This is a genomic window from Streptomyces sp. NPDC036822 (assembly GCF_055609145.1).
The window spans coordinates 1-26,740 of sequence record NZ_JBVJPY010000031.1 but is presented as its reverse complement, the minus strand read 5'-3'; the positions used below and the strand labels follow the sequence as shown (position 1 = coordinate 26,740).

At 69.8% G+C, this 26,740-nt stretch carries 30 protein-coding genes; 21 read left to right on the top strand and 9 right to left on the bottom strand.

Annotation, left to right across the window (positions count from 1 at the left end; genetic code table 11):
• Positions 1–186 precede the first annotated feature (186 nt).
• Together ACZ68P_RS34580 and ACZ68P_RS34575 are read right to left on the bottom strand one after the other, a co-directional pair.
• Positions 187–399 carry a DUF397 domain-containing protein gene (locus ACZ68P_RS34580; protein ID WP_471013190.1) on the bottom strand — a complete coding sequence of 71 codons (213 nt, stop codon included), beginning with the start codon at positions 397–399 and terminating at the stop codon, positions 187–189.
• Positions 400–442: 43 nt separating this feature from the next.
• The gene (locus tag ACZ68P_RS34575; protein WP_471013189.1) at positions 443–1,330 is read right to left on the bottom strand and encodes a helix-turn-helix domain-containing protein; all 888 of its coding nucleotides are present in this window, start codon (positions 1,328–1,330) and stop codon (positions 443–445) included.
• 387 nt (positions 1,331–1,717) lie between these two features.
• Here ACZ68P_RS34575 and ACZ68P_RS34570 point away from each other — a divergent pair, with 387 nt between their 5' ends.
• From ACZ68P_RS34570 to ACZ68P_RS34525, 10 genes are all read left to right on the top strand, one after another.
• Positions 1,718–2,485, top strand: a complete 768-nt coding sequence (locus tag ACZ68P_RS34570; protein WP_471013188.1) for an ATP-binding protein — start codon at positions 1,718–1,720, stop codon at positions 2,483–2,485.
• Positions 2,482–3,030 (top strand): hypothetical protein, encoded by a 549-nt coding sequence (locus ACZ68P_RS34565; RefSeq protein WP_471013187.1) that lies wholly within the window; start codon positions 2,482–2,484, stop codon positions 3,028–3,030. The genes ACZ68P_RS34570 and ACZ68P_RS34565 overlap by 4 nt, the downstream gene beginning before the upstream one ends.
• Before the next feature lie 263 nt (positions 3,031–3,293).
• Entirely contained in the window at positions 3,294–3,704 is a 411-nt protein-coding gene (locus ACZ68P_RS34560) for a 6-pyruvoyl trahydropterin synthase family protein (protein WP_471013186.1), read from the top strand.
• On the top strand, positions 3,701–4,444 hold the full coding sequence (locus ACZ68P_RS34555) for a 7-carboxy-7-deazaguanine synthase QueE (RefSeq protein WP_471013185.1): 744 nt from the start codon (positions 3,701–3,703) through the stop codon (positions 4,442–4,444). The genes ACZ68P_RS34560 and ACZ68P_RS34555 overlap by 4 nt, the downstream gene beginning before the upstream one ends.
• A 54-nt stretch (positions 4,445–4,498) precedes the next feature.
• Positions 4,499–5,128 (top strand): GTP cyclohydrolase I, encoded by a 630-nt coding sequence (gene folE / locus ACZ68P_RS34550; RefSeq protein ID WP_471013184.1) that lies wholly within the window; start codon positions 4,499–4,501, stop codon positions 5,126–5,128.
• Positions 5,128–5,949 carry a hypothetical protein gene (locus tag ACZ68P_RS34545; RefSeq protein ID WP_471013183.1) on the top strand — a complete coding sequence of 274 codons (822 nt, stop codon included), beginning with the start codon at positions 5,128–5,130 and terminating at the stop codon, positions 5,947–5,949. The genes folE and ACZ68P_RS34545 overlap by 1 nt, the downstream gene beginning before the upstream one ends.
• Entirely contained in the window at positions 5,946–7,025 is a 1,080-nt protein-coding gene (locus ACZ68P_RS34540) for a hypothetical protein (protein ID WP_471013182.1), read from the top strand. The genes ACZ68P_RS34545 and ACZ68P_RS34540 overlap by 4 nt, the downstream gene beginning before the upstream one ends.
• Positions 7,022–7,708, top strand: coding sequence for a dTMP kinase (locus tag ACZ68P_RS34535; protein WP_471013181.1), 687 nt, complete (start codon positions 7,022–7,024; stop codon positions 7,706–7,708). Before ACZ68P_RS34540 ends, ACZ68P_RS34535 begins: the two co-directional genes overlap by 4 nt.
• Before the next feature lie 26 nt (positions 7,709–7,734).
• Complete coding sequence (locus ACZ68P_RS34530) at positions 7,735–8,658, top strand: DUF2797 domain-containing protein (RefSeq protein ID WP_471013180.1); 924 nt, start codon at positions 7,735–7,737, stop codon at positions 8,656–8,658.
• A 60-nt stretch (positions 8,659–8,718) separates the two neighbouring features.
• Positions 8,719–9,561, top strand: coding sequence for a class I SAM-dependent methyltransferase (locus ACZ68P_RS34525; protein ID WP_471013179.1), 843 nt, complete (start codon positions 8,719–8,721; stop codon positions 9,559–9,561).
• A gap of 94 nt (positions 9,562–9,655) precedes the next feature.
• Here the strand turns inward: ACZ68P_RS34525 and ACZ68P_RS34520 are convergent, their stop codons facing one another.
• Positions 9,656–10,186, bottom strand: a complete 531-nt coding sequence (locus ACZ68P_RS34520; RefSeq protein WP_471013177.1) for an NUDIX hydrolase — start codon at positions 10,184–10,186, stop codon at positions 9,656–9,658.
• A gap of 135 nt (positions 10,187–10,321) precedes the next feature.
• Here ACZ68P_RS34520 and ACZ68P_RS34515 point away from each other — a divergent pair, with 135 nt between their 5' ends.
• Together ACZ68P_RS34515 and ACZ68P_RS34510 are read left to right on the top strand one after the other, a co-directional pair.
• Positions 10,322–11,185, top strand: a complete 864-nt coding sequence (locus ACZ68P_RS34515; protein ID WP_471013175.1) for a hypothetical protein — start codon at positions 10,322–10,324, stop codon at positions 11,183–11,185.
• A 489-nt stretch (positions 11,186–11,674) separates the two neighbouring features.
• Positions 11,675–12,376 (top strand): restriction endonuclease, encoded by a 702-nt coding sequence (locus ACZ68P_RS34510; protein WP_471013173.1) that lies wholly within the window; start codon positions 11,675–11,677, stop codon positions 12,374–12,376.
• A gap of 68 nt (positions 12,377–12,444) precedes the next feature.
• On the opposite strand, the gene ACZ68P_RS34505 is transcribed toward ACZ68P_RS34510, so the two are convergent.
• On the bottom strand, positions 12,445–13,554 hold the full coding sequence (locus tag ACZ68P_RS34505) for a DNA polymerase Y family protein (protein ID WP_471013171.1): 1,110 nt from the start codon (positions 13,552–13,554) through the stop codon (positions 12,445–12,447).
• Between the two features lie 116 nt (positions 13,555–13,670).
• Here ACZ68P_RS34505 and ACZ68P_RS34500 point away from each other — a divergent pair, with 116 nt between their 5' ends.
• Together ACZ68P_RS34500 and ACZ68P_RS34495 are read left to right on the top strand one after the other, a co-directional pair.
• Positions 13,671–13,850 carry a hypothetical protein gene (locus ACZ68P_RS34500; RefSeq protein ID WP_471013169.1) on the top strand — a complete coding sequence of 60 codons (180 nt, stop codon included), beginning with the start codon at positions 13,671–13,673 and terminating at the stop codon, positions 13,848–13,850.
• Positions 13,847–14,194, top strand: coding sequence for a DUF6233 domain-containing protein (locus ACZ68P_RS34495; RefSeq protein WP_471013167.1), 348 nt, complete (start codon positions 13,847–13,849; stop codon positions 14,192–14,194). Before ACZ68P_RS34500 ends, ACZ68P_RS34495 begins: the two co-directional genes overlap by 4 nt.
• Positions 14,195–14,316: 122 nt before the next feature.
• Here ACZ68P_RS34495 and ACZ68P_RS34490 read toward each other — a convergent pair whose 3' ends face one another.
• Positions 14,317–15,591, bottom strand: coding sequence for an aminotransferase class I/II-fold pyridoxal phosphate-dependent enzyme (locus tag ACZ68P_RS34490; protein WP_471013165.1), 1,275 nt, complete (start codon positions 15,589–15,591; stop codon positions 14,317–14,319).
• A 109-nt stretch (positions 15,592–15,700) separates the two neighbouring features.
• Between ACZ68P_RS34490 and ACZ68P_RS34485 the strand changes: the two genes are divergently transcribed.
• Both ACZ68P_RS34485 and ACZ68P_RS34480 read left to right on the top strand, forming a co-directional pair.
• The gene (locus ACZ68P_RS34485; RefSeq protein WP_471013163.1) at positions 15,701–15,919 is read left to right on the top strand and encodes an acyl carrier protein; all 219 of its coding nucleotides are present in this window, start codon (positions 15,701–15,703) and stop codon (positions 15,917–15,919) included.
• A gap of 5 nt (positions 15,920–15,924) precedes the next feature.
• A complete protein-coding gene (locus tag ACZ68P_RS34480) occupies positions 15,925–17,145 on the top strand; it encodes a beta-ketoacyl-[acyl-carrier-protein] synthase family protein (protein ID WP_471013162.1) in 1,221 nt (406 codons plus the stop codon).
• Here the strand turns inward: ACZ68P_RS34480 and ACZ68P_RS34475 are convergent.
• The 3 genes from ACZ68P_RS34475 to ACZ68P_RS34465 all read right to left on the bottom strand — a co-directional run bounded on the left by ACZ68P_RS34475 (position 17,074) and on the right by ACZ68P_RS34465 (position 19,767).
• Positions 17,074–17,970, bottom strand: a complete 897-nt coding sequence (locus ACZ68P_RS34475) for an SDR family NAD(P)-dependent oxidoreductase (RefSeq protein WP_471013161.1) — start codon at positions 17,968–17,970, stop codon at positions 17,074–17,076. The genes ACZ68P_RS34480 and ACZ68P_RS34475 overlap by 72 nt on opposite strands.
• Entirely contained in the window at positions 17,967–19,286 is a 1,320-nt protein-coding gene (locus tag ACZ68P_RS34470; protein ID WP_471013159.1) for a wax ester/triacylglycerol synthase domain-containing protein, read from the bottom strand. Before ACZ68P_RS34470 ends, ACZ68P_RS34475 begins: the two co-directional genes overlap by 4 nt.
• Before the next feature lie 286 nt (positions 19,287–19,572).
• Positions 19,573–19,767: a hypothetical protein gene (locus ACZ68P_RS34465; RefSeq protein WP_471013158.1), complete on the bottom strand. Its 195-nt coding sequence runs from the start codon at positions 19,765–19,767 to the stop codon at positions 19,573–19,575.
• A 106-nt stretch (positions 19,768–19,873) separates the two neighbouring features.
• Here ACZ68P_RS34465 and ACZ68P_RS34460 point away from each other — a divergent pair, with 106 nt between their 5' ends.
• From ACZ68P_RS34460 to ACZ68P_RS34445, 4 genes are all read left to right on the top strand, one after another.
• Positions 19,874–20,605 (top strand): DUF2625 domain-containing protein, encoded by a 732-nt coding sequence (locus ACZ68P_RS34460; protein WP_471013157.1) that lies wholly within the window; start codon positions 19,874–19,876, stop codon positions 20,603–20,605.
• Between the two features lie 450 nt (positions 20,606–21,055).
• Positions 21,056–21,280 carry a hypothetical protein gene (locus tag ACZ68P_RS34455; protein WP_471013155.1) on the top strand — a complete coding sequence of 75 codons (225 nt, stop codon included), beginning with the start codon at positions 21,056–21,058 and terminating at the stop codon, positions 21,278–21,280.
• Positions 21,281–22,087: 807 nt separating this feature from the next.
• Positions 22,088–23,512 carry a PP2C family protein-serine/threonine phosphatase gene (locus ACZ68P_RS34450; protein WP_471013153.1) on the top strand — a complete coding sequence of 475 codons (1,425 nt, stop codon included), beginning with the start codon at positions 22,088–22,090 and terminating at the stop codon, positions 23,510–23,512.
• Complete coding sequence (locus tag ACZ68P_RS34445; protein WP_471013151.1) at positions 23,509–23,877, top strand: STAS domain-containing protein; 369 nt, start codon at positions 23,509–23,511, stop codon at positions 23,875–23,877. The genes ACZ68P_RS34450 and ACZ68P_RS34445 overlap by 4 nt, the downstream gene beginning before the upstream one ends.
• A 283-nt stretch (positions 23,878–24,160) precedes the next feature.
• On the opposite strand, the gene ACZ68P_RS34440 is transcribed toward ACZ68P_RS34445, so the two are convergent.
• The gene (locus tag ACZ68P_RS34440) at positions 24,161–24,280 is read right to left on the bottom strand and encodes a helicase associated domain-containing protein (RefSeq protein ID WP_471013150.1); all 120 of its coding nucleotides are present in this window, start codon (positions 24,278–24,280) and stop codon (positions 24,161–24,163) included.
• 366 nt (positions 24,281–24,646) lie between these two features.
• Here ACZ68P_RS34440 and ACZ68P_RS34435 point away from each other — a divergent pair, with 366 nt between their 5' ends.
• Entirely contained in the window at positions 24,647–25,663 is a 1,017-nt protein-coding gene (locus ACZ68P_RS34435; RefSeq protein WP_471013149.1) for an ATP-dependent DNA ligase, read from the top strand.
• Positions 25,664–26,740: the final 1,077 nt, after the last annotated feature.

The window sequence follows — 26,740 nt, the reverse complement described above, 5'->3', positions numbered from 1 at the left end:
TCAGACGGCTCGTCGGACTCGATCTCGGTCACGTTGCTGCTGGTCATCGATGCATCTTCCATGATCGGGAGTTACACCGAACGTTTTACAGTCCCTGCCCGCGCTGTCACGACGTCGGTGATGGGTAGAACGGCGACGGTGGCCCCCCTCAATGTGTCTGAGGGGGCCACCTTGCCGCGCGGACTCTCAGGCGCGGATTTCCTGGTTGAGGCTGCCGTCGGCCAGGCCGGCGACGAAGGTATTCCAGGAGCCCCGCGGGAACGTCAGGGCGGGGCCCTGCTTGTCCTTGGAGTCCCGGATGGCGACGGCGGCCGTCAGGGTCAGGTCCGCCGCTTCGACGCAGTTGCCGGTGCCGTCGCTGCTATGCGACGACTTGAACCACGCGGCTTCGGGTGCGATGTCGGTTGAGGGCTTGTGGTCTCGGTGTGTGTTGATAGCTCGACTACTTTCCGGTGAGTGCTTCCAGGAATTCGATGGTCTCCTCGAGGCCGAGTGCGGCCCCGACCATCGCGTTGAACCGGCGTGTGAACCGGTCGACTTCGCGGGGCTTGTCCGATGTGGAGACAGCCCCCCACGCATTGTCCGTCTGAACACGCGAGGGCAGCTCCCCCAGGTCCAGGATGGCGAAGTCGTTGCTGGCCCGGTACCCGCGCTTGAAGGGCAGCACCTGGACCTGAACGCGGTCTTCCCGTGCCAACTTCACGATCTCGAGATACTGGTCCCGCATCGTGTCCTCGTCCCCGACAGGGATACGAAGGGCCGCCTCCCCGAGGATGACGCGCAGCCGGACGTCCTCCCGTTCGAGGACTCGGCGCTTGCGCTCCATCCGCAGTTGCACGTGGCGCTGTATGAACTCGCTCGTGGTGTCCTCGACAGGGCGCTGCACCTCGAACAACGCTCGCGCATAGCCTTCGGTCTGCAGGAGACCGTGCACAACGTTCGGGTGGTAGGCCAGGATTTCCCGCGCCTCGGCCTCCAGGCCGACGTAGTGCGGCATCCCAGTCGGCATGAACGCTCGGAACTGGGTCAACCAGTCCTCGCTCGGCGCCTCACGGTTCAGCTCGATGAGCTGCTCGACGAGTTCCTCGTCGTCGACGCCGTAGCGCTTCAGTAGCGTCCTCAGGTCCCCGACGTTTCGCCGAAAGTTGATCTCCCCGGTCTCGATGCGTGCCAGGGAGGCTTCGGACATCTGGCGGAGCCCCTTCACCGCAGCCTTGCGGGTCATCCCACGGGAGCGACCTACCTCCGTCGGAGGGCAATTCTCGCGCAACTGCCGCAGCTGGATTCCGAGCTCCAAGCGCCGCCCGGACGCCCCTCGCTTTGCCGCCATGTGTGCACCACCCCCATGCGTATGCGCTGGCCGAGTATCACCCTGCGCAGAGTCTGACATCTGCTGAGCACTCACCGCAGCCCCCTGTGCAGGTTCCGGCATAGTCCAATTGAGTCCCCGATGAAAATTCAGCGGCGATCCGGTTGCAACCCAAACCGGTTGGAAGCCACGGTAGTTGAGCCACCGCAAGCCGTGACAGACAAGCGGACAAAACTCGTACTTCAGTGCGACGTCGCTGGGCTCTGCCACCCCGCCCTGGATGCTCCGGAGGTCGACATGACGCCTGCGTTTACCGCGCAGCGAGAGCACGTACGGACGGCTTTTGAGTTGTCGATCACCCGGTGTCCGGATCCCGTTTCCGCCGGGCTGTCCGAGGCGGATGCCGCCATGCCCCAGCGACTCCGCCGCATCCTCCGCGCAAGCCTTCACCACTGGGGCCACCCGGACCTGGTGGACACCGCGCAGCTCCTCCTCACCGAACTGGTCACCAACGCGCTGGTCCACACGGACGGCCCGACCGTTGACGTTCGCGTCTACACCGAGGGCACCCTCCTCACGATCAACGACGGCGCCCCCTACGGCCGGTTGCCGAGCCCCACCGGGCTCTACGCCGAGCACGGCCGCGGACTCGTCATCGTGGACGCCCTGGCCAAGGAGTGGGGCGTCAGCGAGGACCGTACGACGGTTTGGTGCACCCTCCCCCTGACCGAAGGAACCTCCCCGATGGACCCCGCCGTGCCCACCGCGCAGGTCGTACACGAGTCGGCGCTGCCGCTCCCGCCCAACGCCTCCGCGGCCGGGGCCGCCCGAATCTGGGCGCGGACACTGCTCACGATCATGGCCTGGCCCGGCCCCCACCACGTCGCCGCCGACGTCCTGTACGTCCTCGTCCGGAACGCCGTGGAGCACGGCCTCACCGAACAGAGCGCCGGCCGAAGGCTGGAGGCATGGCTCCGGATCAACGAGAGCCGCGAGCTCCTCATCGACGTCCAAGACCACAACCCCGACTTCCCCAGCTTCGACAAGGCAGTGCAGGGAGAGCTGGGCCGCGGCCTGTGGGGCGCTCAGCGTCTCGGTGCCGCCCTCTCCTGGTTCCCGGGCGAGCAGGGCAAGACCGTGCGCGCCACGCTGCAGCCGGGCCCGGTGGACCTGTGACCGCCCTCGCCACCGCGGCGCCTGACTCCGCGACGATGATGCAGAGCCTCGTCGACGCTGCCGGTACGCCCGGTATGCCCGCCCCCGACATGGCCGACCTGGCGGAACTCCTGCGCACACTCCTCGGGGTCGCCGCCCGTGAGGACACCCGCGTCCGTCCGGGCGGCAACCTGTTCGACGTCGTCGTCACCAGCTCCGGCGTCCAGGCCCGTGCGGCGGCCGCGCTCATGGACCAGGTCCAGGGCGGATGCGGCCCCATCGTCGAGGACACGAGAGACGGCCTCTTCTACTGGCTGGTCCCGCCCGGAACCACCAGCCGGTGGGAACCGCACACGCACGCTGTCTGTCTCGGCGCGCCGTTCAAGATCATGCTGCCGTCCCTGGACCGTACGGCGCCGCCGAGTACGCCGGGCCCGTACTGGTTCCGGCCCTCGGCAAGCGACCGCCTGGTCCCGGCCGCCCCACTCTGGGAAGCCCTGACCCAGTGCAGGCCTGAGCCGACCCCGCACGCCGCGTTCGCGGACCGCCTGGGCCTCACCCCCTGAACCCCCGTGTCCGGCAGTGACCGTCCCCCTGCCGGACACGGGCCTCACCCCCTGTTGCCGGAGCGGATCCGGCTCCGGCAACAGGGGCACCAAACTCCCAGTCCACGGTTGCCGGGCGCATCACTCCCAGTCACACCGGTCATGGCCGAACTCGTACTAGGCGAAGCAGAGATGACCGTGCAGCGCTAGAGCTGCCGAGATTCCGACTCCGCTGACCATGCTCCAGACCCGCTGGTCAGCAGATGACAGTGAAGGGCACACGCATGGACCTCAGCATGGTGCCGTTGCCGAACGGCACGTTCACGATCAGCAAGTCCTTCGACTTCGAGGCCGGGCACCGGCTGCCCAGCCTCCCGCCCGAGCACAAATGCTCCCGACAGCACGGCCACAGCTACGAGGTGGAGGTCATCCTCACCGCGCCCGCTCTGGAGGCCCCGGGGTTCGTCACGGATTTCGGCGCGCTCGGCCCGTTCAAGAAGTTCTTGGACACCGAGCTTGATCACCACAACCTGCACGAGATTCTTGGCTTCGAGCCGACGTCCGAGCTGCTGGCCCAACTTCTGGCCGGATGGTTCGTCCAGAACGTACAGCCCGACATTCAAGGTCGCCTGGTGGGCGTCTGTGTCCGCGAGACCAGCCGGAGCTGGGCGCGGTTCGACGTGGAGGAAGCGTGACCGCGCCGGGTCCCGTACCGGTGGAGTTGTCGACCAGCTCCTCGGCTCGGCTGATCGTCGCAGAGTGCTTCGGCGTCGAGACGCCCACGTTCCAAGGCGAGGGCCCGTCCTGCGGGCACCCGGCCCTGTTCATCCGCCTGTCCCGGTGCAACCTGACCTGCGGCCGCTGCGACACGAAGTACACGTGGGACTGGACGCATTTCGACCCGCGCCAGGAGTCCACGAAGCGCTCCGTGGCGGACCTGGTGGCCTGGGCCGCATCCTCACCCGTGGAGCTGGTCGTGGTCACCGGTGGTGAGCCGCTGATCCAGCAGCGGAGCCTCGTTCCCCTGGTGAACGGGCTGCTTGCGGCCGGGAAACGCGTCGAGTTCGAGACAAACGGCACCATCGCGCCGGATCCTGCGCTGCTGCTCGACGGCGTCCGGTTCAACGTATCCCCGAAGCTCAACAGCTTCGGCGTGGACGAGTCCCAGAGCCTCCACCCCGCCGTACTGGAAGCGTTCGCCGGCTCTGGACAGGCGACGTTCAAGTTCGTCGCCTCCACGGCGGCCGACCTCGAGCGGATCGCGGAACTCGCACAAGCCCACGGACTTCCGCCGGTGTGGGTGATGCCGGAGGGCACAACGGCAGAGGCGATCACGGCGACGACCCGGGCGCTCGCGGATACGGTCGCGGCCCGGCACTGGCACTTCACCACCCGACTGCACGTCCTGGCCTTCGCCGACGCCCGAGGCCGCTGACGTCCCGACCGCTCGCACCCTTCGTTCCTTCAACCCGGAAGCGAGGAGATAGTCATGACGAGCACCGCCACCACTGGTGGGGCCCTGAGCGCCAACGTTCCCGCACCCGCCCGGATGCGTATCGACGCCGGCCGAGTCGCCGACCTGATCAGGCAGCTCCTGATCGAGCTGGGTGAAGACCCCACCCGCGAGGGCCTGGCCGCCACCCCCGGCCGCGTCGCAGCCATGTGGGAAGACTTCCTCTCCCCGGACAGTGCCCCGGCGGCCACGTGTTTCAGCGAGTCCCACCTGAGCGGCCAGATGGTCGTGGTGGGCGGCATGAGCGTGTGGTCGTTCTGCGAACACCACATGATCCCCATGCAGCTGGAAGTCGCGGCCGCGTACATGCCGGAAGGGCAAGTGGTGGGTCTGTCGAAGTTCGGCCGTATCGCCCAGCACTTCGCCGGTCGGCTCCAGGTCCAGGAGCGCTTCACTCGCCAGATCGCCGAGCACCTCGCCGACGTCGTCGGCAGCGACAACGTCGCCGTTGCCGTGCGCGGCGTGCACCTGTGCATGAGCATGCGCGGGGTGCGGATGCACGAGGCCCGCACCACGACGATGCACACCGGCGGGCGGTTCGGCGCGGACCCGCTCCTCTCCCAGCAGTTCCTCACCGTCGCCGCCGGGCAGTGGGGAGCCGTGTGATGGCCCAGCGCATCGACTTCTCCGTGATTGCCCCGCCCGCCTACCTGAACACCTTCGTCGCCCAGGAGCCCGCCCGGGTGCATCATGTCGCCGCCCAGCGGGTCCTTGCAGACGAGTCGTATCGGGCCTTCTTCGCCCGGGAGGCCGAACGCGGCGCCGAGATCATCGTCGACAACGGGCTCTTCGACCTCGGCTACGCGTTGCCTTCGGCCCGCCTGGTGGAGGCTGCGCTCGCGGTGTCCGCCCAGGAGATCATCCTGCCGGACGTGATGCGGGACGGAGCGGCGACCCTAAAAGCGAGCGAGCAAGCCGCGCGGGAGATCCGGGACCTGTCGGGCGACGCCTTCCGGTTATGCGGGGTCCTGCACGCCGCGGATGACGAGGAGTGGCGGCGTACCTACGACGCGTTGGTGACCAGCACCTGGGCCGGAGCCATCGCCCTACCGGCCTCGCGCCGCCCGGACCCCGACCGTCAGCTGTGCCGCAACCGCTGGCTGGCGACCGCGTACCTGGAGGATCGGAACCTGATTGAGGAGCGAGTCGTCTACCGCCTCCTAGGACTGGGCCGGACCGGGCACCTGGAGCTGATCGAGCAGCGCGCGCACGAGTGGATCTCCTCCGTGGACGGTGCGGCGCCGGTCATCCTCGGCGCGATGGGCATTGCCCTGCTGCCCGACGGGCCGTACGAGAAGCCCTCCACGCCGCGGATCGAGAAGCTCGGCCCGATCGCCGAGGAGCGGTTCGACCTGATCCGGCAGAACATCGCCGTCGTCCGCGCGGCGGCCGGCAGCACCGTCACGAGCGCCGAGGAGCACCGATGACGCCCCTGCTCGCCGAACCCGCTCCTGGGCTGCTGCGGGCGGCCCCGATCGACGCCCCCAGGCACACGATGAGCCGCGACCGTCTCCTGCGCTACCTCCAGATCAAGGTCCACCACCTCATCCAGAATGAGACGTGGGACAGCATCCGTGTCGTGGGCGGCTACGACCGCGCGGCGGTGGTCTCCCGGTACGAGAAGACCGGGAAGCTGTTCAACATTCAGCGGCCCACCGCCACCGTCCACGGTCGGGACCTGGTCGTCCGGGCGTTCCCCGGCGCCGACTACGTTCAGCACTACGCGCTGATCATCGCCACCTACCTGGCCATGACAGACCGTCCGGCCGACACCGTCACCTACCAGCCGCCCGGCCAGGAGCTTTGCCGGACAGCCCTCGACGCGCTCGACCTGGACCTGGACGGCGAGCTGGTGATCGTGGGCTGGGGCCTGCAACGCCTCGCTCCCAAGAACGGGGTGTGGACTCGCGGCCCCGGCTACGCCTGGCAGCGTGCCGAAGTCGCCGGCCGCCGCCTGGTCTACCTCGGCTTCCTCCACAGCATCTGGGGCGACGTCGCCGGACAGGTCGTCGCGCGTCTGGCCAAGCTCGGCGCCGGCGATGTCATCTACGTCGGCAAGGTCGGCTCGCTGACCCCCGGCATCGAGCCGAACACGTGGCTGGCCACTGGCACCACCAGCCTGGTTCGCGGAGCGTTGGTGAGCTGGGACGACTTCTTCGGCGACTACGCCTCCGCCCAGGGCGGCGTGCAGACCGGCCTCCACGTCTCCTCACCCTCCATCCTGCTGGAGAACCGCGACTGGCTGGCCCAGCACTCTCCCTCGTACGCCTTCGTCGACCCGGAGATCGGCCCCATGGGCGCGGCAGCCCGCCAGGCGGGGATCAGATTCGGCTACCTCCACGTCATTTCCAACAACCTGGCCGCGCACTACCCGGCCGACCTGTCGAATGAGCGTCACAACGACGTCCTGCGCCGACGTGCCGTCCTGATCGACCGGATCCGCGCCATCATCACCGGCCGCCTGAACGGCAGCCCGGCCCACCCCCAGAAGGGAACTCCATGAACGCGCCGACCGCTCCCATGTCGGGGCGGCTGATCACCTTCGTCGGCGGCGACGGGGCCGGCAAGTCCACCCTCGCCGCCCGCCTGCACCAGGCCCTGACCGACGCCGGCCACGAGGCGATCCTCGTCGGCAAGCACAGCACCGACGTCCCCGCGGACCCGGAGCTGTCCGCGTACCTCGACCGCCTCAACGAGCTGGTCTACCGGCGCGACGCCCGCGTCGCGCAGGCATGCGGTGACCACTACTGGCTGCTGGCGCTCGCCTCCTGGTACACCCTTCAGGACCGGCTCGTGATCCGGCCCGCGCTCGCCGCCGGCACCCACGTGGTCCTCGACAACGCGCACCACAAGATCCTTGCCCGCTACGCGGTCAACCCCGAGGTACCCGCTCGTCTGACCGAACAGGTCTTCGCGCACCTGACCGAACCCGACCTGGTGTTCTTCCTGGACCTCACCGCCCGCGAAGCCCTCGCCCGCAAGGGCTCGTTCACCTCCTTGGAGGCCGGCCACTCCGGCGGCGGCAACGAGGACTTCATCCGCTATCAGGAGACCGTCCTGGACCAGATGCGCGAGCAAGCGACCTACGGCGGCTGGCTGTCCCTCGCCGTCGCCGGCATGGACCGCGACCAGGTCTTCAAGGCCGCCGCCGCCGCGCTCACCGACCGGCTGCACCTGACCGTCTGACCGCCCCGATCGACGAGGAACACCCCATGGACCAGGCCCTGCCCACCAGCGGAACGTACGTATGCCACGGCATCACCTGGGCAAGCGGAGACCCCCGTCTCCTGCTCGCCCCGCTGCCTGGCGGACCCCTGCTCTACGCCGGGGTCACGGGCCGGCGCCTGGGCTACCAGGTGACCGGTATCGGCCGGTGGTGCACCGGCCGATACCGCTTCACCGACCGCGTCCGCGTCGAAGCCGTCGCCTGCCCCAACCGGGCCTCCGCCGCGGCCGGAGGCCAGTGCAGCGACTGCACCAGCCGGGACGACTTCCGCTTCGCCCACCAAATCCACGCCGGCGGCCACGCCCCTGACGTCCTCGTCGCGTACATGGCCCAGCCGCACTGGCTGTACCTGGCGACGTTCGCCGACGGCACCACCAAGGTCGGCACCGCGGCCGAACCCCGCAAACGCTCCCGCCTCGACGAACAGGGCGCCCTGGTGGCCACCTACCTCACCAAGAGCGCCGACGGCCGCGCCGTACGGTTCATCGAGGACGCACTCACCCGCCGCCTCGGCCTCCCCCAGACAGTGAGGGCCGCCGCCAAACTGAAGGCGATGGCCGACCTTCGCGACCTCGCCCCGGCCCGCGCCGCCCACCACCACCACCTCAGCCGCGCATCCGAAGCCCTGGCCGACATGAACGTACCCGCCGTCCCGGAGCCATGGACGCCCCCCAGCGAAGGCGACCTGCTCCGCGCCCCGGACACCGAGCGGGCCCTCTACCCGCACGACCCGCGCACCGGCGAGCACGGCCTGACAGTGCTCTCCTGCCTCGGCTCACAAATCCTGGCCACTCTCGACGGCGACGACCTGACCTACCTGCTCGACCTCGGCTCGCTCAAGGGCCACCGCATCACCCTCAGCCCCGCGTTCTCCTCCCCGCCTGCCGTCGTGCAATCCGCGCTCTTCTAACCCTGTCCGAAGGGCCCGGCCCGGCTGGCCGGCCCGCACCGTGAAGCGAGGCACCGAATCATGGCACCACAGGACGCCCTCCTCGGCTGGGACGAAGACGCCAACGCCGAGGCATACGACGCGTTCACCCGCGCCCACCCGATGTACGACACCACCAGCCGCGACCTTGTCCGCCGCGCAGAACCCGCCGACGCCCGGCTCGTGGTCGACCTGTGCGGCGGAGCCGGCGCGACCGCCCGCGTCGCTCTCGACCTTGCCCCGCGCGCACAGATCCTCTCAGTGGACAACGCCGCCGCGATGCAGCGCGTCGGACGCCGGACCCTGCCAGATCCTCGGATCTCCTGGATCACCGCGCCGGCCGAGCAGCTCACCCGCCACGTCCTCCCCGGCAGCGCGGACGCGGTCGTGTGCAACTCGGCGATCTGGAAAACCGACACCCGCGCCGTGTTCGCCGCCGTCGCTCGCGTTCTGCGCCCAGGCGGCCGGTTCGTCTTCAACATCGGCGGCGGCTTCGCCGGTGTGCGGCACCCCGACGAGGCCGCACACCGCACAGGACCCTCACTCAACGCCCTCATCCGCCAGATCGCCGCCCGGGACCACGGATACACCCCGACGCCCGCCAAGGACTCCGCGCCGAAGCTGCCGCCGGAGACTGTCTCCTCCCAGCTGGCCGCCGCCGGGCTGTCCCTCCTCGGCACCGAGATCACCGCCCAGCACAGCACCATGGCCGAGAAGAAGGCGTGGCTGTCCATCCCCGTGTTCGCCCGCCCCGCCGACGGCGGCCTTACCCACGCCCAGCGGATGGACATCCTGGACGCGGCCTACGCACTGACCACCCCCGACACCCCCACAGTGACGAGCTGGCTTGTCGTCGTCGCGCAGCGGCCCAAGGCCCGGCCGTGAATACGGATGCCCGCACGTCCTCGGACTGATCGCCCTACCCATGGACCGCCACGACCGGATCGACACCATCCTGTGAACGACCCGGGAACGCGCTTCAGCGCGCGCCGACCGCCCGGCCGGCCGCCAGACGCCGAACGTGGGCACGGATGCGGTCACGGTCCTCGGGAAACACGCTCTCCCACCTCTCGTTCAGTCGGAACCATGCCGCCGGCTGCCCCTGCTCTCCGCCGAGCGGCACCTCACGGCCGACGATCGCGGCGTACGAAAGGCCCAGCGTTGGGGACCAGTCCGCACGGTAGGACCGCACCGCCACGGCTGCGGGCTGCGACAGCAGCTCGGCCCGCAGACCGGTCTCCTCCCGCAGCTCGCGCGCAGCGGCCTCCCGCGGCGTCTCCCCCGGCTCGACCTTGCCGCCTGGCGGCACCCATCCCCGCACCCGGTGCTTCACCAAAAGCACGTGCTCGAACTCGGGATCGGTCACCCACGCCTCGGCCGCGAGCGGCTCCATCGGATGCCGGCGCGCCTTCTCCAGCCATGCCCGGGCACCGTCGAACTCCAACGCGGCGAGGCGGGCATCCGCCACGGCCTCATCCACGCTCGCCTGACCAACATCACCATGACTCACTCAGCCCACCCTAGGCCGACGTCGCGCTCGCACGATGCCAGATCAGCGGTCAGCACTGGTCGTGTCCAGACAGGCCGCCTCCTGCCTGCCTGACGGTGGGGGGAACGGGTGCGGCACCGCTGCGGGGGTGGCCAAGTGAGCAGGAAGAACCTGGTGACCCAAGGGCTGGAAAGCCTCAAGGCCGAGACCGCTCAGCGCGTGAGCCGCATCCCCCGTGCGGCCGACGCCAACAGGGACCCCGCCCTGCCCCAGCAGGCCCCGCCGGCGCAGGTGCCCGCAGCCCCCTCCCTGATGCCTCCCTCTTTCGAGGCGTCCGCCCTGGACGGGATGGACCAGGCCAAGCAGGTCGAGACGCTGGAAGCGGCCTACTGGGACGCCGACCGGTCAGAGGTCGCCAGCTTCCAGCTCGCCAGAATGCGAGGCAGCGTCCTCAAAGGGGAACTGCTCCAACTACTGCTGGACCGACGCGCCCACGAGCACCGCGGCCTGACCGTCGGGGACTACGCCGAGACCCTGGGAATCAAACGGCAGTACGTCTACGACCTGATCGGCGCGGCCCAGAACATCCGACTGCTGGCCCCGCTCATCGAAGAGACCTCCACCCCCGTAGTGGCCTCCCAGGCCGCCGTCCTCGCCCCGCTGTACAAAGCCGACCCGGAAGCCGCTGCACTGGTCCTCCAAGCGGCCAAGGACACCGGCAAACTGTCCGCCGCATCGCTGACCGCAGCAGCCCGCGACCTCGGAGCCCTGCCCCACGCCGTGGCCCCGGCCCCCAAGGCGCAGCCCGCTGCGCCGGCCAGGCGACCCGAGGCGGCGGCTCGGCTGGCTTTCGCCGACGCCTACAAGGTGCTCGCACCCAAGCGCATCGAGCAGCTGGTCCAGGAAGACCCGGACGCGGTCCTGAAGCAGGCCGAGGCCATCGAAGCGGAGGTCGCCAAGGTTCAGCGGCGCGTGGACGCGGCCAAGAAGGCGGCCCGTAAAGCCATCGGGACCGCCTGACCCCAATCTCTCGGGTGCCAGCACCGATCGGTGCTGGCACCCGTTTTTGTGCCCCCCGTAGGGGGCTGGCCATTGGGGGACGGGGAGCCCTCCGTTCTGTGACCTGGCCTGATTCCCCCTTCCTTGATCACCCCCAGTGGTGGTGTGCTGACCGATTGTCAGTGCCCCCTGTCACCATGGCTGGTTGCGCAGGGAGTGCACCTTCAAGGGGGAGGTATGGATGGTCTGGGTACGGCCGTACATGCGGCGGGACGGCACGGCAGTCCGGGGGCACACGCGATGGGCGCCGGGGGCGCGACGAGAAACGATGATCTTCGGGGTGATCGCGTTAGCCGTGGTCGCGTTAGGCAACGGCAACGTCTCCAACGCCCATAAGCCGACGCCTGTCCGGCCGCAGCCGGCAGTGACCTACCCGATCACGTTCGACACCGTCCCGGTACGGGCGCCTGAGCCGCGGCCCACGGTGTCCTACCCGATTCCGTGGGAACGGTGACCCGCCGGAGGCCGCCGGCACGGCGGCGTACCCGGCGGCCGAGCAGGCGACAGCGGCAGAGGGACACGCAACTGCTCGCCCTCGCGGTTGCGGCCGCGGCCGGTGTCAGCCTCGCGATGATGGTGGTGAACTGGCTCCTCGCGCACTGGTGGTTCCTCATCGCCGCCCTGGTGCTCGCCGTACTGGTGGTTGCCGGCTGGCTGTACCACCGGCAGCAGCGCGCCCGGTGGGAGGCGGTACGGGCCCAGGGCCTGCGCTACGGACTGCCGCAGCTCGACGCGCTGCACCACTCTCAGTTCGAGGACGCGGTACGCGACCTGATGCGGCGCGACGGCTGCCAGGATGCCCAGCGAGTCGGCGGCCGCGGCGACCTCGGCGCGGACGTGAAGGCGACCGATCCATACGGCCGGCGCTGGGTGATCCAGTGCAAGCACCGCCGCAACGGAGCCCACGGCTCGGCGGTGGGCACTCCCGATCTGCAGGTACTCAACGGAACGGCCCGGCAAGTACACGGCGCGGACGTCGCCGTGATCGTGACGAACGGCCGGGTGACCAGGCCCGCAGTGGCCTTCGCCAAGCACCAGCGGCTGCACCTCGTGGACCGGCAGACCCTGGCCATGTGGGCGTCAGGCTCCCGCCCGCTATGGGAGTTGCTACGGGCGGCTCCGCCCCCACGCCGACCTACGCCCTTGAGCTAAGAAGGGGACACACGGAGCTCTTCGCCCCGGGGCCGCCACCCCGCCAGATGCTGGATGCCTGGATGGGGTCAGCTGGCGTGCCGGTAGGCGGCGGCGGGTCCGGCGATGCGCCGGCCGTACTTCGCGTTGATCCGGTCGACCACCGGCTCCAGGCGCAGCCTGTTCTCCCTTGCCTCGTCAAGGGAGAGCTGGGTGCCCGGGCCGTCGTCGGCTGGCGTGAGGTCTTCGGCGGTCAGGGTGAGGCGGCGGATCCGGGCCCGCTGGAACGCCAGGGCGTCCAGCAGGCGCAGAGTTCCGGTGCGCAGGTCTTCGGTGTGGGCGGAGGGTGCGGGCAGGCGGCGGGTGCGCTGGGCGGTGCCGCCGTCGGCGAGGCGGACGGCCAGGGTGAGGCCGCGGGCGATCTGGTCGCGGCCGCGGATGCGGTCGCCGAGCTCGACGGCCAGGTCGAGCAGGGCTGCGCGGACGAGGACGGGGTCGTACATGTCCCGGTCGAAGGCGAACGAGGCGCTGGTGGACTCGGGCATGCGGGCGACGGCCACGGCGCGGGGGTCGATCCCGCGGGCCCTCTCGCGCAGGGTGCGTCCGGCCTTCCCGCCGAGGATCCGGCAGACGACGGGCTCGGGCATCGCGGCGAGCGCGGCGATGGTGTGCAGGCCGAATGCCTCGAGCTGCTGGGCCTGGGCGGGGCCGATGCCGTGCACGGCTTGGACGGGGAGTGGGCCGAGGAAGTGTTCGATGGCGCGGTGGTCGGGCAGGTGCAGCACGCCGGAGCTTCCGACGCGCGCGGAGGCGGTTGCGGCGGTGGCCCAGGTGTTGGCGACGCCGATGTGTGTGTCGACGCCGGTCTGGAGCAGGGCCTGGATGCGGAAGCGTTGCGCGAGCTCGCCGGCGTCCACGCCGAACAGGCGCAGTGATCCCTTGACCTGTGCGAGGGCGGCGAGCGGGGGGAGGGGCTGCACGAGGGGGGTGAAGCCGGCCAGGAGGTCCAGGACGTGCCGGTAGTCCTCCGGCCTGGTGTCCGGGCGGCATCGGACGTGCCACATGGTGAACGCGGTCGGATCGGCCTGGTGGCGGGCGCCCCCGTGCGGCGGCTCGGCGGGGCCGGGAGCGCGGTCGGCGGGGCCTGCCGGGGAGCGCTGGGCGGCGGCGGAGTCGTCGTGGAGGGGGTGGTGCGTCATAGACTTCAGTAGAGCATGTGTTCGAATATTAGTGCACGCCCTGCCGCACACCCCGACGGGAACACGGGTTCTACCCTGGCCCCGCCAGTGATCTGGTTCTGACCCGAGGACTCGCCATGACCGCCCCCGCCCCGCGGAATCTCCCCGCGAACATGTGCCCGCCTCAGCTTCTCGGCCGCTGCGCGAGGTGGCAGGAACCCTGTCACCGGTACGGATTCGGCGGGAACCCGCTCTGCCAGGAGCACCAGACGGAGGTCGCCGCCCAGAACAAGCTGCGCACCCTGACCGGGGCGTGATCGCGGTGTCCGAGCTGCCACCCGATCTGCCGCGCCTGCAGACCCTGGAGCACTGGCTGGTGCTGTCCCTGGAACGGGTCCGCCGGCGGATCGCCGAGCTCGAAGCCCGCGAGGCGGCGATGCGGCCAGTACGGCACCTGCCCGAAGGCCCGGGATGGGTCCTGTCCTACCTGCGCGAGCGCGGCCGTCCCGTCGCGGACAGCATCCACATCGGGGACTGCAAGCTGGCCGGCCCGCACCGCAAGCCGCTCGGCCAGGACGAGGCCCGCCACGCGATCACCGCCGGCGGGATCCGGGCCTGCGAGATATGCCGCCCCGACTCCGACCTCGGCATTCTCGAGTAACCCCCACGCGCGGTCTGGGCGGTGCAGGGCGTCGGTGTACCGCCGACGGTGCCTCGCCTCCCCCGAGTATCCCGGCCACGGGGTCAGGGTCACCAACCGGTCGGTCTATGCCTCCGCGGTGCTCAGGGGATGAGTCGAACGTTGTTCGGGCCGAAAAGCGGAGCCTCGCTTGGGCGGGCGATGCGTACCGGGGTGTGCGAACCGGGTGCGGAGCGGGGGATGACTCCGGCGTTTTTGCCCACTTGTTCGAACGCGATCAGGACACGCTCCAGGTGCGCATCGGTGTGCGCGGCGGTCAGGGTGATGCGCAGTACCTCGCGGCCGGCCCTGACGATCGGGTGGACCATGGGCGCGGTGAACACCCCCGCCCCGCACAACTCCTGCCACATGCGCAGGCACCGCTCGCGGCCCGTCACGAGAACGGGCACCACTGGAGTGACGGACGCACCGGTGTCGAAGCCGAGCGCCCGCAAGCCGTTGTGCAGCCGCTCGGCGAGATCCAGCACGCGGATACGTCGCTGGGGCTCGGTCTGAAGGATCTGCAGCGCAGCCAGCGCGGCGGCGACGTTGGCCGGTGACGCGGCCGCGGTGAACATAGCCGTACGCGCGTGGAACCGCAGGTAGCGGATGACGTCGGCGGGCCCGGCGATCACACCGCCCACCGAGGCCAGACTCTTGGACAAGGCGCTGGTGACGAGATCGGGGTGCAGCCCGAAGTGGTCCCCCGCTCCGGCCCCAGTCCGGCCGAGCACCCCCAGGTCATGCGAACTGTCGACGACCACCCGTGCCCCGTAGCAGGCCGCCAGCTTCATCAGCCCGGGCAGGTCGCAAAGGTCCCCCTCCGCGGAGAAGACTCCGTCCGTGAAAATAATTTTTCCGACGTCAGTGCCGGTGCCGTCGGCGGCCTGAAGCAATTCCTCCAGATGATCCAGGTCTCCGTGCAGAAATTTTCTTTCCTTGGCCCTGCCGAGAGCAACGGCCTCGCCCAGTGAGACATGATTGAAGAAATCGCTGAAGACCACGTCCCCGTCCGTGAGCAGCGGAGCCAGCATCAAATTTGCCTGATAACCGGATGGCAGGACGGCGGCCGCTTCATGGCCCATAAACTCCGCCAGTCGGCTCTCCAGTTCCTCGTGTAGTTCCAGCGTGCCGCTCACAGCGCGCGACCCGCCCAGCGAGGTGCCGAAGCGCCGCACCGCCGCGATGGCGGCCTCGCGTACCCGGGGATCGGCGGAAAGCCCAAGGTAGTCGTGGGAGGCGGCGACGATCACCCTGCGGCCCTCGAATTCCGCCTCCGTGCCGTCGAACGTGTCGCCGATTGCCCGGAAGTAGCAATCCCACCCGGTCCGCCGCAGATGCCCCTCGTTCCACGGTCGGCACTTTTCCAAAATATCCATCTCATGTTCTCCGGTCGCTCGCGTGTCGCATTGCTCTATCTAGGGAGTTCACTTCCTGCGAGGATGGTACTTTGGGCACCTTCTACACCCCCCACGCGACGGAGAAAAAGTGTCATACGATGAACTGAAAATCGTTCTTATCTCTCTCGGGATTTCCGAGGATGACATCAGCCCCGATGCCACGCGCGAGGAAGCCGGCCTGGATTCCATCGCTGTCGTCGAACTGGCTCTGGTTCTCCGCCGCGAGAAAGGGGTGGCGGTGACGGAGGAGGAGATCAGCGCCACTCGCACCGTCGCGGATGTCGCCGCGCTCGTCGGAGCCCGGTGATCCGCGTGACCACTCCACAGGACGTGTGCGTCACGGGCCTCGGCCTCGTGACCCCGGCCGGCGATGGCTGGGCCTCTGGCTGGGAGCGGGTCTGCAAAGGCCTGCCAACCGCCGTACTTGAGCTCGAACAGGAGACGGTCCCGACCCATCTGGTCTGCCGCGTGGGCGGCTACGACCCCGCCCGGCTCGGCCGGGCACGGGCCCGCAAGCCCGACCGCTGCGCACAGCTGGCCCTGCTTGCCGCACGCGAGGCGCTGGCTGACGCCGGGCTGGACCCGGCACGATGGGACGGCGCACGCGTCGCCGTGATCGTGGGTTCAAGCGCGGGCGGAGCCCAGACCCTGGAGACCGAGCACCGCGCGCTGCTGGCAGCAGGCGCCCAGAACATGTCGCCGTTCGCCGTGCCGGCCTCCCTGAGCAACACCCTGGCGGCGCAGCTGACCATCGAGTTCGGGGCCACGGGAGCCAGCTTCACGGTCAACACCGCCTGCGCCTCGGGCGCGACCGCCATCGGCACGGCGCTGGACCTGCTGGCCCTGGACCGCTGTGACATCGTCCTGGCCGGCGGCGCGGATGCGTGCATCACCCCGTTCCACATCGCGGGATTCGACCGGATCGGCGCCCTGTCCCACCGCTTCAGCGATCCCGCCGGAGCGCTGCGCCCCTTCGACGGACAGCGGGACGGATTCGTCATCGGCGAAGGAGCCGGGATGCTCGTCCTGGAGCGCACCGCCGACGCCCGGGCCAGGAAGGCGCGGGCCCGCGCCCGGATCAGAGGCTTCGGAGCGTCCTCGGACGCGCACCACGTGGTGAAGCCCCACCCGGAAGGCTCCGGCCTCGCCGCGGCCGTACGAGAAGCACTCGTGCAGGCCGACGCCACCGCCCAGGACGTCGCACACGTCAACGCCCATGGCACGGGCACCCCGGTCGGCGACCGGGCGGAAGCCGCCGTACTGACCAACCTCTTCCCGCACCGCCCGCCGGTGACGTCCACCAAGCCGGTGACCGGGCATCTGCTGGGCGCGGCTGGGGCGGTGGAGGCGGCGCTCACGGTCCTCACCGTCGAGCACGGCCTCGTTCCGCCCACCGCCAATCGGGAGAACCCCGATCCGCAGATCGACCTCGACATCCCCACCGAGTGCCGGGCGGGGAGCCTACGGCTGGCACTCTCGCTGTCCATGGGCTTCGGCGGACAGAACGCCGTCCTCGCCGTCACCCCCGACTGACGCCCACTGCCCGGAACAGGGCCGGTCGGCTCCGTACGACGTGACGGTGAAGTCGTCGGCCAGGTGGGGCAAGGCCAGGAGCCGGTGCGGAAGATGCCGAAGCAAGCCCGCCACCAGCTTGTAGCGGACGCTCGGTACACAGACCACTGGCGGACGGCGCCGGTGGATGGCACGCACCGCCAGCTCGGCCACGTACGGCGACGCGAGGGTGAGCGACGGAGGGGACGGCGGGATGCCGGCGCGCTCATGGAACTCCGAGGTGGTGTGCCCCAGCACCAGGGCGGTCAACGCGACCGGCGAGGTGCGGATACGGCGCGAGTAGGCCAGCGACTCGGTCAATGCCACACCGTACGACTTCGACGCGCCATACGAAGTGCCCTGCCAGACAGGCCCGGCGGCGGCCACCGAAGACACGTTCAGGATCCGCCCGCGGCCGCGCCCGAGCATTCCGGGGAGCGCGGCGTGAAGGAGCCGGGACGGTGCGACGACGTTGAGGTCGAGCATGCGCCGCTCCTCCGCCCACGTCGTGCGTTCGAAGGACATGCCCAGGCCCGCACCGGCATTGTTGACCAGAATGTCGGCGTCACGCGCCGCCGCCGCCGCGCGCTCCAGGCCAGCCGTCGTGGTCAGATCGGCGGCCAACGGACGCGCGCTGATCCCGTGGGCGGCTTCCAGAGCGGCAGCGAGGCGCTCCAGGGGCTCGGCGCTGCGGGCGACCAGGACGAGGTGGTGGCCGCGGGCGGCGAGAGCGCGTGCGATGTCCGCGCCGATGCCGTAACTGGCGCCTGTGACCAGGGCCGTTGACTCCTCTGCTGCGCCTTTCATGGGTGGCCCTTCACCGGTGCCGCCATCTCCCGCCACAGCCGCTCGACGGCGTCCGCCCACAAATCGGCGAGGTCACCGACGTCAACCAGCGCACTGTCGAGGGTGAAGCTCACGACTACGTGTTTCTGGTAGGAGAGGAACGACACCGCGAAAAGGTGCTCGCCGTGCAGGAACAGCGTGGGCACCACCTTCTCGATGGGATCCGCGCCCATCGCCAGGCGCCGTGGCACACGCAGCAGCCCGGAACTGTCCACCGCGCTGCTCGCGGCGCAGGACTGCCGGACGAAGCGATAGATAAGCCACTCCGGCAAGAGCTCCAGCTGCGCTCGGAGTACCCGGCGCATCCCCTCGGTCCTGACGCGGCTGGTCGCGTTCGCCACGGCGATCAACCGGTCCACGGGGGACGACGCCCAGAAGGACAGCGGAATGCGGACGGCCGAGATCCTGTTTCCCACCACGTACCGCTCCTCCGGGTAGCGGAGGCTGATGGGCATGGCCACGTGGAGTTCACGCCCGTGAGCGGGGCGAGCCGGCCAGTCCTCGGGCACCCACCTGCGCACCGCCTCGGCCAGTGCGGCGAGGCAGACGTCGTTGGGTGTGGCTCCCAGGACTTCCGCGACCTCACGCGGCCAGGACACGGGCACGGCCGCAGACAGGAGCCGCGCTCGGCCGGAGAGGGGGCGGTGCGGCGACCAGGTCAAGGTGGACCGCAGGCCACGGACGGAATCGACCGCGTTCTGGGCCAGCGCCCGCGCCGGAATCCCTTCCGACCACGTACGCGGGACCCGTTTCGCCCGTGTACGACGGTCGGCGGGCGCCTCGGCGTCAGGCTGCCGGGCAGAGAGGGCCGGACCTACCCCGAAGAGAGCCGTCAGCGCGTCCAGTGCTGCCTGCCCGTCCTGAGTGGAGTGGTGGGCACGGTAAAAGAGCGCGTAGGTGTCACTGGAGTAGCCGTGGATGAGCCAGACTCCCCAGCGCGGGGTGTCGGTGGGAATCGGCTCACTCAACAGCGCGTCCACCGCCTGGTCGAGAGAGTCGAGGCCGTCCTCGGTGCGGATCTCGTGCACATGGCGACGCGGGTCGAAGCCGGGGTCGAGCTCCCAGACCGTCCGGCGCCCCTGCTTGCCGACCTTGCACGCAAGGGTCGGCATACGGTCGACGCGGCCGGCGATTTGCTCCCGTACCTGGCTCAGACTCGGGTGCGAGCCGGTCGCATGCATGACCGCGCCGACATAGGGCCGGAACGAGGGCTGTTCCCTCTCGAAGGTGAGGAAGCAGCCGTCGACCGGGTTCGGGCTGGGGAGCGTCGTGGTCACGGGGTCATCACGCACCCATCCTGGTCATCGTCATGGAGGTTTCTCCGTCGCGGACGGGCCGCGCGCACGGTCGCTAACGGCAGGCGTGGCGAAAAGGTCACCTAGCGGAGCGCCCCGCTGTCCGGCTGGTTGCCAGCGGGACAGCGTGCACCGTCGTCAGCAGAGGGGGCGGCGGGAAGAGGTTGAGGCGTGCCGATGCCAGCGCGCAGCATGGCGCCAGAGACCGGAGGCATCGCGGGCGATGTCGATACTGGGGCATCCGCCGCGCGAGCGGCCCAGGCCTCAATCAGGGGCTCACTTCGCCGGGCCCCACGGGCAGGAGGTCCACCGTGTCCCCGGATTCGTCGGTGACCGAGATTCCCTGCCAGAAATTGACCCTCACGCCCTTGTCACTGATCGTGTCGGCGAGAGCGGGTCCGGTGAACGACAATGCGGCTCCGGTGAGAGCGACAATGGCGATCGCCCGCCTAGTGATCTTCATGCGTGGTCAACGAGCTCGACCACGCCGGGTAACGGCGGGCGAACCTGATCCATTCGTCCACTAGCCCACACGATCAGCCGATGCCGGAGGGTGCGACCATCGTCGGATGCGAGGCATCGATGAACTGGTCAATGTGGACGATCCGGCATGGCCTGAGCTGCAGGAGGTACTCAGGACGAGCTCCGTGCCGGTTCAAGTGCTGCCCGGCGACATCAACGAGGGCCGCCGATGCCTCCAACAGATGCAGGTCACCGGGCGATCGGTGCTCGGTGCACTGACGCTGCACACCAGTGGACTCCTCGTGGACAACGGGTGGCTGCGGGTGTTCGGCGGGGGCTCTGGTTCGGTCGCGGATGGGCGACTCCCGAGTCTGGCGCAGGTCAACCGCTTCCCCTCGGCCTTCGACCCGCACTGGCAGCCCGCGACAGGTCTTGTCGTCGGCCACGACATTGTCGGAGGGGTCTTCGCGTTGAACGGTGGCGACCCCGTGGCCGCCGGTCGTCCTGGAGCACCCGGCCAGATGACGTATTTCGCTCCCGACACTCTGGAGTGGGAGGCGATGGAGATGGGCCACTCCGGGTGGGTTTCCTGGCTGCTCTCGGGCAGGCTGGAGACGTTCTACGACGGAATGCGCTGGCCCGGCTGGCGTGAGGAGGCCGCAGCCCTAGCTTTCCAGCAGGGTGTTTCCGTGTTTCCGTTCCTGTGGTCGAAGGAAGCTCACGCCGATCTCGCGGCCACGAGTCGGCGACCTGTGCCAATGCGCGAGGTGCTAGGAGTCGCAGCGGACTTCGCCCGGCAGATGGGGCCGTCCGATCCTGGTTTCCTGGGCGACGTGTGACTGGCTTCGCTGTCAGTTCTGGTGTGTCAGCGAGGTCCGGAGCCGGGGGCCAGGGCCGAAGTGCAAAGGACCCGATGGGCCGGCGAGCCTCCCACGACTTGACGGCTTAGCTGCATGAGGTGCCTTCTCTCAGCCGCAGGCGCTTCGGGAACGATACGGTGAACTTCCTGGGGTTCGGCATTCGTTCCGTCATGGACGACGAGATGCCGTTCGCTCGTGAGGCGGCCGAGTTCCTGCGCCCGCTGCTGGACAGCGAGCAGGATCCCTACGCCCTGCGACACCCGCTCCAACGCGGCCACCCGGCCGCCGCCGGCCTTCGCCGCGGGGCCGGTTCCGGCGCCGTGACGCCGAGCGCGCCCAGCCGCTCCCGCTGCGCCTCGACTGGTGGCACGCCCGGATCGTCGCCGGGCCGACTCGCCCACCAGCCCGGCGCGGGGCACGCTGGGAGGCGTGAGCAGCGCGCCGATCGTCGTGCACCGGCCCTCCCTTTCGGGTGGCCGGAGAGTGACCGTGCACCAGTACGGCCGGGATGAGATCCTCGGCACCGCCTACAGTGACCACGACCTGGTTGTCTTCCTTGAGGGCGCCGGTATCACCGAACCCGATGCCGTCCTGGACGATCCTCGGTGGGTGGAGTGGCGCGACTGGCCTGCTCACCAGTTCAGTGCCGCCTGATGCGCAGGGATGGCGGCGCTGCCCCGGGCGGGCCTGTCCATCCGCAGTGGCTGCCCAGGGGCGGCAGGGCGCGGTCGGCCGGGGCACCGCTGGCGACCGCTGAAGGCGGCCTGCTGTGCGCGGGCGGGTGGCGGCCGTGGTCGGGCATGTCAGCGGGCTGATGGCTGCCGTGCGGCTTTGGGGATGTGCAGGCCGCATACCCCCGCCGGTATCAAGAGCTCTGAGGAGGGGGAAGGACGATGAGGTCGAACGTCCCGTTGGTCACCATGACGTTGTGTCCCCGGCTGGCAAGGACAGCCCTCACCGCTGTGAATACAGCCGCCTGTGTGTTCTGACCCGAACGGTCGAGAGGCCCGGTCAGCTCGGCCGATCCGCCCAAGGGGGTCCAGCTCACCATGGCTCCCGCCGGCACCTGGACCACTCGCATTCCGGGCGCCCCGCTCACATCTCCGTCCACCAGGCTGAAACCTGCCCGCAGCAGCTCACGCCTCACCCGGCATACCAGCTCCCCGTGCGTGCCCCTCATGTCGCCCATCCGTCTCACATTGACCTGCAAATGGGCCGCTCGCCAGATCATCCCCTCATGTCGACTGCTCTCGTGCACCCGGGCCCCGTGGGCGACCGGGGGCCGTCCTTCCCGGACTGGGCCGTTCCCGTGAAGCTCGTCGTCGGATCAGGTGCGCTGAGGCGTTTGGGTACAGTGCCTGGGTGCTGACTGTCTGGTCGGCGCCTTCCTGGGGGGGGATGAACGAGACGAGGGTTATGCCCGAGCAAGCGAGCCCGCCTGCGATAGCACCGAGCGGTCCTTTGGCCGCGTCGGTCGAGGCGGCGCGGATGGCGGCGGTGCGCCGTTACGACATTCTCGATACCCCTCCGGACGGCGCCTACGACAGAGTCGCGGCGCTGGCCGCGCGTCTGTTCGAGGTGCCGGTGGCGACGGTCACGATCGTGGACGAGGACCGGATCTGGTTCAAGGCCACGCACGGTCTGGAAGGCGTCACCGAGATCGGCCGCGATCCGGGCCTGTGCGCCTCGGCGGTGCTGACCAATGACACCACCGTCATCCCCGACACCCTGCTCGATCCAAGCGCCTGCTCCAACCCGCTGGTCGCCGGCCCGATGGGGGTGCGGTTCTACGCGGCCGCTCCGATCATCACCACTGACGGGTACCGGCTGGGCACGGTCAACGTCCTCGACACCCGCCCCCGCGAGATCAGCGAGGCGGATTCGGCCACGCTCGCGGACTTGGCGGCGGTGGTGCGTGACCAGCTTGAGCTGCGGCTGTCGGCGCTGCACGTGGTGCGCGCCGAGCAGGAGCGCCGCAAGGTCGAGGAGGAGAAGCGCCAGGCGGAGGAGGAAGCCCGCAAGCGGGCGGAGCGGGACAAGGCGGCCATCGCCGCGTTCGCCTCCACACTGCAGCGCACCCTGGTGCCTCCCGCTCTCCCCGCGGTACCGGGGCTGGAGCTGGCCTGCCACTACAAGACCGCCTCCCCGCAGGAAGTGGGCGGCGACTTCTACGACGTCTTCCCCGTCGGCGCAGGCCGGTGGGCGTTCTTCCTGGGCGATGTGTGCGGCAAGGGCGCCGAAGCCGCCTCGGTCACCTCACTGACCCGCTACACGCTGCGGGCCGCAGCCCTCGTCGACGCGGACCCGATGGCCGCGCTCAAAGCCCTGAACGCCGCGCTGCTGCTGGACGCGGCGGTCGGCACCCGCTTCTGCACCGCCATTTTCGGCCTGCTCGACCCGGCTCGGGACGGCGGTTTCACGGTCACCCTGGCCACCGGCGGGCACCCGCCGGCCTACCACCTCAGCCCCGCCGAGGCCGGCGGTGTACGGGTCGAGGCGGTCCGCGCCAAGGGCGGCATGCTGGTCGGCGCGTTCCCCGAAGCCGCCTTCGCCTCACGAACCCTGCACCTGGCGCCCGGCGAGGGACTGCTGCTCTACACCGACGGGCTGACCGAGGCACGCACCGCCGATGGTGACATGCTCGCCGACAGTGGTCTGGCGAACTTCCTGGCCAAGCGACCGGCCCCAGTCACTGCTGGCGCCCTGATCGACGACACCGTCGTGCTCCTGGATACCCTCCCCGACACCGAACGCGATGACGTGGCGCTGCTGGCCCTGTCTGTCCCCACTGCGGATGCCGCTCCGGCCGGCATCACCACCACCGCCCATAGCGCCGCCGCCCCGACCGCCGACGTCCCTGTCGGGCAGGAGAACCGACGCCCATGACCGACGCATTCCACATCGACGTCCCGCACACCGACGGCGCCCTGGCCGTGATCGCACTGGCCGGTGAATTCGACATCACCACCGCACCTGCCGTGCGCGCCCGCGCCCTGGAACTCATGGCGGCCGGGCACCCAGACCTGGTCGCTGACCTGTCGGGCGTCACCTTCTGCGACTCCTCAGGGCTGGGCGCCCTCGTCGGCATCTGGCGCTGCGCCAAGGACGCCGACGGCTCGCTGACCCTGGCGGCCATCCCCGACCGGCTGAGCCGCCTGCTCAGCGTCACCGGGATGGACACCTTCCTTCCCGCCTTTCCCAGCGCCGACGCCGCGCTTGCCGCACGCCAAAGCAACCGCACCACCGCCTGAAACCTCTCGCTCGCCAAGGCGGCGCCGACAGCTGGCACCGAGGGCAGACCGCTACGCGCCCTCGTCCGCCCACGTCTTGAGCCAGCCGACGACCGTCTGTCGGGTGGTGCCGTGCTCGTCACGGCCTCGGGACATCCGGCCGCTTGCCGGGCCCCGGAGCACGCTTGCGACAGAGTGCGTCAACGTCTTGCGCCGGTAAGCGCACACGCCCGGCTCCCGCAGAACCCGAAACGACAAGGCGCCCCCACCGCTCTGGTGCAGGGGCGCCTTCTTGCACGCCCGTTCAGACAACCCCGAGTTCCTCCAGCACCGCGACCCGGTCCGCAGGGAGCGACGCGCGGCGGGCACGCTGATTGGACAGCCATACGGCGAGCTTCACCGCGTGCTCCTGCCCCTCGTGCACAGCGTGTTCGACGCCTCACGGGCCAGGTACGCGCGCGCGGCTGCTACGCAGGCGGAGCTCGTCCGGGTCCCGGGACAGCTACGGGGCCGGGATCCGCCGGGCCAGATCGGCGGCGAGCTGCCCCGCAGCCGCTCCGCGCGGCGTGAGGTCGAGCGTCTCCAGCAGGCTCATATACCCGACCGCGTCCCGCGCCTCTGCGGCGGTCAGCAGGGCAGACGGGGCTCGTCGGGGTAGTCGCCGGTCACCGGCTCGCAGGTCTCCACGCGGAGATCAACCGGCGACGGCCAGGTCAGGACACGCCCCAGGCGTCAAAGGGCGCGGGAGGGCCCGGTCGCGGGCCAGCGGCTGGCGTCGTAGACCTGAGAGATGCTGACGCCTCCGGTGGAGCCGATGCTCGCCCAGGCCCGCGAGACCATTCCCGGGCCCGGAGCGCTCCCCGGCGGGCTGGCCTTCGAGGCCAAGTTCGACGGCTTCCGCACACTGCTGTTCACCCCGCCCAGGCCCGGCGGGACGACACTGCTGCAGCCACGGCGCGGCGCCCTGATCCACAACCGCTTCCCCGACCTCACCGCCGCAGCGGCCCAGCTGCCGCACGGCCTTGTCCTAGACGGTGAACTCGTCGTCTGGTCGCAAGACCGGCTGTCGTTCGAGGCGCTCCAGCACCGCGCCTCCGCCAGCGCGCGTGCCGTGACACAGCTCGCCGGGGCGATGCCCGCGCACTTCATCGCCTTCGACGTCCTCCAAGCCGACGGCCAGGAACTGCTACCCGAACCGTATGAACGGCGCCGCGAGGTTCTGGAGCAGCTGTTCACCGCACACGGCCTGACCGCCTCCTGGACGCTGTGCCCGATGACGACCGACCCGGCCACCGCCCGCGAATGGCTGACCTCCTGGACCGACGTGCCCGGCGTGGAGGGCATCGTCATCAAGGGCCTGCAGCAGACGTACCGGCCCGGAGTCCGAGGGTGGACCAAGGTCAGGCGGCGCGAGACGACCGAAGCGATCATCGGTGGCATCACCGGCACACTCCAGCAGCCCCAGCTTCTCGTCCTCGGCCGCTACGACACCAGGGGACAGCTGCACGCCGTGGGCCGCACCACACCGCTGAAGCCGGACACCGCCCGCCAGCTCGCCGGCCACCTCACCGCAGCCGGCCCCGACCATCCATGGAGCGGCGTACGGTTCACCGCCACCTGGGGCAGCAACAAAGACCCGCTCCACGTGACGCTCGTCGTCCCCGACCAAGTCGCCGAGATCAGCGCCGACACCGCGATCGACCGCGGCGCGTGGCGACACCCGCTGCGCTTCGTGCACCTGCGGCTGGACGTCACCACGGCGGATGTGGCGTCGTTCGCCGCGGGATCCACGTCTGTCGGTGGATGACGTGGCCTACCGATGCCCTGACCTCAGGACCCACCGCGAGTCGAAGGTAGAGATTCCGCTTAGGTTGCTTGGTTGTGGGATGTCTAGACCTGTCGGGGCGAATTCACCTTAAGAGGACAGGTGGCAATGTGATGTAGATCACATTGCCCTGGAGGGGGCAAATGCCTTCAAAACGTCCCTTGTTCCCTGCTCAGGCCATCTGACAGCCGCGTACTCCACGGCTCAGGAGCCGTGGAGTCCCCACAGCAAGAGCTCTCCCTCGGGACAACCGGGACCTTCCACGACCTCTCTGCGCGATCCCTGCAACCCTCCGGTTCGCTGCCGAGGCGGACGCCCATCCCCCGCAGGGAGGCGAGCGCCGTCGCAGACTCGTCACCAAAAGACGTGCAGGAGGAGACCTCTCGTGTCGCAGACGGTCAGCGGCCGAACCTGAGATTTGCCGCCCTGGATCCTCCCGGTGGCGAGTCATTCGGAGGGGGGCCGATTTGCTGCCACTGCGGCGGTTTCCCGCCGCAGGAGCGGCTGTGCCTTTGTTTTATTGGGTCGGGGATGTTGCGCCGGGACCGCCCGAACCCCCGGTGTCTCAAGGTGGCGGCTCACGGGTCGGCATTACTCGTGAACTCCGGGCATGGGCCGAGGGGTCGGCCGGCGGCGGGGCGACGTCGGGGTCATGGCCCGCTTGCTCGTCAGAGCACCCGCGGGAAGCCGGGGTGAAGGTGAGGTCATTGAGCGACACCGCCCGGAGGATGGATGGGGCGGGAGACCCGGGTGTGTGGTGAGAGAGGACCTTCCCAGAGACAGCTCCTGGGCGGCCAGGTGAGAGACCCGGGTGTGTGGTGAGAGAGAACGTCACCAGACATCCACGGAGCAGCTGGGCTGGCTGAGCCGAGCAGGCTGAGCCGAGCACCCCGATCACCCCGATCACGCTGAGCCGAGCAGGCTGAGCCGAGCACCCCGATCACCCCGATCACGCTGAGCCGAGCACCCCGATCACCCCGATCACGCTGAGCCGAGCAGGCTGAGCCGAGCAGGCTGAGCCGAGCAGGCTGAGCCGAGTACCCCGATCACGCTGAGCCG